Source organism: Azospirillum sp. B506 (assembly GCF_000333595.1).
Taxonomy (GTDB): domain Bacteria; phylum Pseudomonadota; class Alphaproteobacteria; order Azospirillales; family Azospirillaceae; genus Azospirillum.
This window is the reverse complement of the sequence record NZ_BADK01000484.1, coordinates 1-4,995: the sequence shown is the minus strand read 5'-3', so window position 1 is coordinate 4,995 and position 4,995 is coordinate 1. Positions and strand designations below refer to the sequence as shown.

General features: G+C 63.4%; 5 protein-coding genes. 2 read left to right on the top strand and 3 right to left on the bottom strand.

Annotation, left to right across the window (positions count from 1 at the left end; genetic code table 11):
* Window positions 1-246 precede the first annotated feature (246 nt).
* Entirely contained in the window at window positions 247-741 is a 495-nt protein-coding gene (locus I71_RS14495) for an SDR family oxidoreductase (RefSeq protein ID WP_042695559.1), read from the top strand.
* Window positions 742-952: 211 nt separating this feature from the next.
* Here the strand turns inward: I71_RS14495 and I71_RS14490 are convergent, their stop codons facing one another.
* The 3 genes from I71_RS14490 to I71_RS38805 form a co-directional block, all read right to left on the bottom strand.
* Window positions 953-1,444 carry a sigma-70 family RNA polymerase sigma factor gene (locus I71_RS14490; RefSeq protein ID WP_244433842.1) on the bottom strand — a complete coding sequence of 164 codons (492 nt, stop codon included), beginning with the start codon at window positions 1,442-1,444 and terminating at the stop codon, window positions 953-955.
* 468 nt (window positions 1,445-1,912) lie between these two features.
* Window positions 1,913-2,257: a GNAT family N-acetyltransferase gene (locus tag I71_RS35955; protein ID WP_083897161.1), complete on the bottom strand. Its 345-nt coding sequence runs from the start codon at window positions 2,255-2,257 to the stop codon at window positions 1,913-1,915.
* Window positions 2,157-2,420, bottom strand: coding sequence for a hypothetical protein (locus I71_RS38805; RefSeq protein WP_049976119.1), 264 nt, complete (start codon window positions 2,418-2,420; stop codon window positions 2,157-2,159). The genes I71_RS35955 and I71_RS38805 overlap by 101 nt, the downstream gene beginning before the upstream one ends.
* Before the next feature lie 178 nt (window positions 2,421-2,598).
* Between I71_RS38805 and I71_RS14480 the strand changes: the two genes are divergently transcribed.
* Window positions 2,599-4,995 (top strand): glycogen/starch/alpha-glucan phosphorylase (locus I71_RS14480; protein WP_244433841.1); only part of this gene is annotated, 2,397 nt, incomplete at its 3' end.

Genomic DNA, 4,995 nt, shown 5'->3' with positions numbered 1-4,995 from the left:
GCTCCTTCCCTCCGTGGTCCGTCCAGTGGTGGTTCGGGAGCTGGCGGGCTTGCACGACATCTACGGATCCGCGCTCGCAGCGCAACCGGGCAAGTCGTAGGAGGCGGCCATGTAACAACGCGAGCTCGCAGCTCATCGTAAGGACGGCCTGCCGCCGTTTCATGCTCCCGGCGCCCCTATCCCGGTGGACGATAGATACCGCAACCGCGATCTAATCGCCAGAACCGGCCAGCGCCAGGTAACAGCATGCCAGTTAATAATGCGGCCGAACAGCATCCGCAGAAATCGATCGAGGACATCAGCGCAGAGCAGTTGGAGAAAACCTTCCGCACCAACATCTTCGGCCAATTCCATATGGTGAAGGCTGCTCTGCCGCACATGAACGAGGGGGCCAGCATCATCAACACCACCTCGGTCACAGCCTACAAGGGCAGTCCGGAACTGCTGGATTATTCGGCAACCAAGGGGGCCATCGTCGCTTTCACCCGGTCTTTGTCCATGGCGCTGGTCGACCGCGGTATCCGTGTCAATGCGGTGGCACCGGGGCCGATCTGGACACCGCTGATTCCCTCCACCTTCGACGAGGAGAAGATCGGGAGCTTCGGCGGCACTGTGCCGATGAAGCGCGCCGGCCAGCCGGACGAGGTGGCGCCCGCCTATGTGTTCCTGGCATCCGATGACTCTTCTTATATGTCAGGACAGGTCCTGCATCCCAACGGCGGCACGGTGGTCAATGGCTGAGGGTGCTCACCCGACTGACCTCCATGACAAGGAGTTCCCGGGCATAGGAGAATGGGTAAGGGGACTCTCCAACCGTCTGCCGGCGAACTGACCAGGCCGCGGGGATGCGGACGGCGAAGGTGTCGGTAGCAGGAAAATGCATGCGCCCCCCGCAGACGTGGCGGAGGGCGCATGAAATCCATCAGAACCGAAGGCGGAGGAGCAGGGCCAATCAAGCGGCCATCAGATTGTTCAGCCGTTCCCGAGCGCGGCACAGGCGGGAGCGAATGGTGCCGATGGAAACGTTGAGCGTCTCCGCTGCTTCCTGATAGGGACGCCCTTCGATGGCAACCAGCTTGACGACCTTGCGCTGGCTGGGGGTGAGGGAGGAAAAGGCGCGGTCGACATCGCGGAAGACGAGCCGCGACATCTGCGCGGCGTCGACGGACATCGCACCATCCCACAGTTCCACCTTCGTCACATGGCGGTCACGCTGCAGGTTGTTGAAATGCAGATTCTTCAGCATTGTGGTCAGCCATGCCTGCATGTTCGTGCCGGGTTCAAAACGATGCTGGCGCGACAGGGCACGGGCGAGGCAATCCTGTAGCAGGTCCTCTGCGGCATTGGCGTCACGGGTCAACTTGCAGGCATAGCGCTGCAGGTTCGGCATGCAGCGGATCAGTTCGTTCTCGAACGAGTACGCCATAATCTTTCCTTCCTCCACGGTCTGTGTACGTCTCCCGCCTGCCGGGTGAGCGGCGGCGTCCGTTGCGCAACAAGGCGGAGCGCGGGGCGGGGACGGCATTGGGAGTTCCGGCACGCGAGAAGCAGCGGCGCCGGTCGACAGGCTGGCAATCTCTTTCCGGTCCTGAGCACTCGGAAGGCGAGCGCTCAGGACGCCCTGGCGATGGTCTCCAGGGGGGCCATGGTCCGCCCGCCCGTCATCGGGTATGGGTCGGTGGCCCCTGCGGGATATGGTGGAACGATCCGGTCGGCGGTGGCGTCATTGCGGCGGTCCCGTTGTTGCCCGTCGTTGATCGTGTCGACAGCTAAACGCGCCGTGCGCCACGGATGTTCCACCGCGGGATTCGGAAAGAGTGACATCGGTGGCAGATTGCGGCGATTCCGGTCCAGGTTCCGCTTGCCGGGCTTACCACCATCGAACGCGGCACGCGTCGCGCCACCGCAACAGTCACTCGTTGTGGATCAACAGCTTCTCCAGGCGGAACGCCGCCATTCCGTCCTCGTAATAATCCGGGTAAATGGCGAATCGGCGGTATCCCGCAGCGGTGTAAAGGGCGATGGCCGCCGCGTTATCCGCCCGCACCTCCAGCCTCATCCCGCGGCAACCAGTGGTGGCGGCCGCGGTCTCAAGGGCCGTCAGCAGGCGGCGTCCGATCCCCAGCCCCCGGTTGCCCGGGCCACCGCCAAGGAGGTCAGACGGGCGTAGGGAGTCCCGGCATGAAACCCGACGACCCCGTAGCGAGCGGCGACTCCTGCACCGCTGGCACTTGGCGGTATGCCACAAGGACCACACCTTTTGCTTTCAGGATCGCATAGCGGAAGTTGCGCTGCGTCATCCGGTCGGTCGCGAAGCTTTGTTCCTCGATGGCCATCAGCGCAGGGATGTCGGCCGTTTCGGCGCGACGGATCTCGATGTGTGCTGCATCGCAGTGGACAGAATGAGATTCGTGAAGCATCGTTGACGGGAAAAAGGGGAGGGCACGAGAGCCTACTCCCTTTTACCACAGCGAAACGACGGTGGGTTCAATCTGGGGAAAGCTTTGCTTAACCAACGAGGCAGAGACTCTCCCATGTTTGGAGCGCCGTATTTCCAGCCGCCCGCTCCTATAGGCCTTTCACGCAGAAAGTCAGGACATGGACGCTCGGTTCAAATCTCGCGACATCGAACGCCGCAGCCTTGATGTCGATGGCCTCAAACGGTCGTTCCTGGAATGGCTGGTCTACTCGGTCGGCAAGGACGCACGCGCCGCCACGCGCCGCGACTGGTTCCATAGCGTGGCGCTGGCCGTGCGCGACCGCGTCGTCGACCGGTGGATGGACACGACCCGCAGCTATTATCAGGAAGACGCCAAGCGCGTTTATTACCTTTCCCTGGAATTCCTGATCGGGCGCCTGTTGAGCAACAGCCTGTCGAACCTGGGCATCATGGACGAATGCCGGCAGGCGCTCGACCGACTCGGCCTGTCGATGGAGGATGTGGTCGACGCCGAGCCGGACGCGGCGCTGGGCAACGGCGGCCTTGGCCGTCTGGCCGCCTGCTTCCTCGACAGCATGGCCTCGCAGGGGCTGCCCGGCTACGGCTATGGCATCCGCTACGAGTTCGGCCTGTTCGAGCAGCGCTTCGAGAATGGCTGGCAGGTCGAGTATCCCGAGCAGTGGCTGCAATTCGGCAACCCCTGGGAGTTCGCCCGGCCGGAAGTGCTGTATCCGGTCCAGTTCTATGGCCGCGTCGAGGAGTTCCGCGACAGCGTGGGCGAGCGCGCCTATCGCTGGGTCGATGCCGACCGCGTGCTGGCGATGGCCTACGACACGCCGGTCGTCGGCTTCGGCGGCGACACGATCAACACGCTGCGCCTGTGGTCGGCCCGCGCCACCCGCGACTTCAACTTCGGCCACTTCAACGACGGCGCCTATATGAAGGCGGTCGAGCAGAAGATCCTGTCCGAGAATCTCAGCCGCGTTCTCTATCCCAATGACGCGACGGAGACCGGCAAGGAGCTGCGGCTGAAGCAGGAGTATTTCTTCACCTCCGCCTCGCTGCAGGACATTCTGCGCCGCTATCTGCAGCACCACACCACCTTCGACAATCTGCCCAACAAGGCGGCGATCCAGCTGAACGACACCCACCCGGCCATCGGCATCGCCGAGCTGATGCGCCTGCTGGTCGATCAGCACGCCCTGCGCTGGGACGATGCGTGGGAAATCACGCGCGCCACTTTCGCCTATACCAACCACACCCTGCTGCCCGAGGCGCTGGAAGCCTGGCCGGTGCGGATGATCGAGCGGGTGCTGCCGCGCCACATGCAGATCATCTACGAGATCAATGCCAAGTTCCTGAACCGGACCAAGGCGAAGGCCGCAGGCGACAACGCCAGGCTGTCGCGGCTGTCACTGATCGACGAGCGTGGCGAGCGCCGCGTCCGCATGGGCAATCTGGCCTTCCTCGGCTCGCACAAGGTCAACGGCGTGTCGGCCCTGCACACCGACCTGATGAAACAGACGGTGTTTGCCGACTTCCACGAGGAATTCCCGGACCGCATCAACAACAAGACCAACGGCATCACCCCGCGCCGCTGGCTGAAGCAGGCCAACCCGGCCCTGTCCGAGCTGATCACCACCCGCATCGGCGAGGGCTGGATCTCCGACCTGTCGCAGATTGCCGCCCTGCGCGAGAAGGCCGACGACGTGGTGTTCCGCGAGGAGTTCCGCCGGGCCAAGCGCAAGAACAAGAAGCGTCTGGCCGCCTACATCGCCCGCCAGACCGGCGAGGAGGTGCTGGTCGACAGCATCTTCGACGTGCAGGTCAAGCGCATGCACGAGTACAAGCGGCAGCTGCTGAACGTCCTGCACACCATCGCGCTTTACAACGAGATGCGCGACAACCCGACGGTCAGTTGGGTTCCGGTCACCAAGGTGTTCGCCGGCAAGGCGGCTCCGTCCTATCACATGGCCAAGCTGATCATCAAACTGATCAACGACGTCGCCAAGGTGGTGAACCACGACCCGTCGGTGCATGACAACCTGAAGGTCGTGCTGCTGCCGAACTACAACGTCACCGCGGCGGAGATCATCATTCCGGCAGCCGATCTGTCGGAACAGATCTCCACCGCCGGTATGGAGGCGTCGGGCACCGGCAACATGAAGCTGGCGCTGAACGGCGCGCTGACCATCGGCACATTGGACGGTGCCAACGTCGAGATCCGCGAACATGTCGGGCCGGACAACATCTTCATCTTCGGCATGACCGCGGACGAGGTGAACGACCTGCGCGCCACCGGCGGCTTCAACCCGCGCGAGGTGATCGCGTCGAACCCCAGCCTGAAGCGGGCGCTCGACATGATCTCCACCGGTGCCTTCTCGCCGGACGATCGCAACCGCTACCACCCGATTGTCCAGGCGCTGACCGACGGCGGCGACCATTTCCTGGTGACGGCGGATTTCGCCGATTATTGCGTGCCCAGGAAGCGGCGATGCAGCTGTACCGCGATCCCGAGGAATGGACCCGCAGGCCATCCTGAACACCGCAACATG

Coding starts and splice junctions, on each gene's coding strand:
- I71_RS38805 (WP_049976119.1), bottom strand. CDS start 2,420: ATGCTTCACGAATCTCATTCTGTCCACTGCGATGCAGCACACATCGAG.
- I71_RS14495 (WP_042695559.1), top strand. CDS start 247: ATGCCAGTTAATAATGCGGCCGAACAGCATCCGCAGAAATCGATCGAG.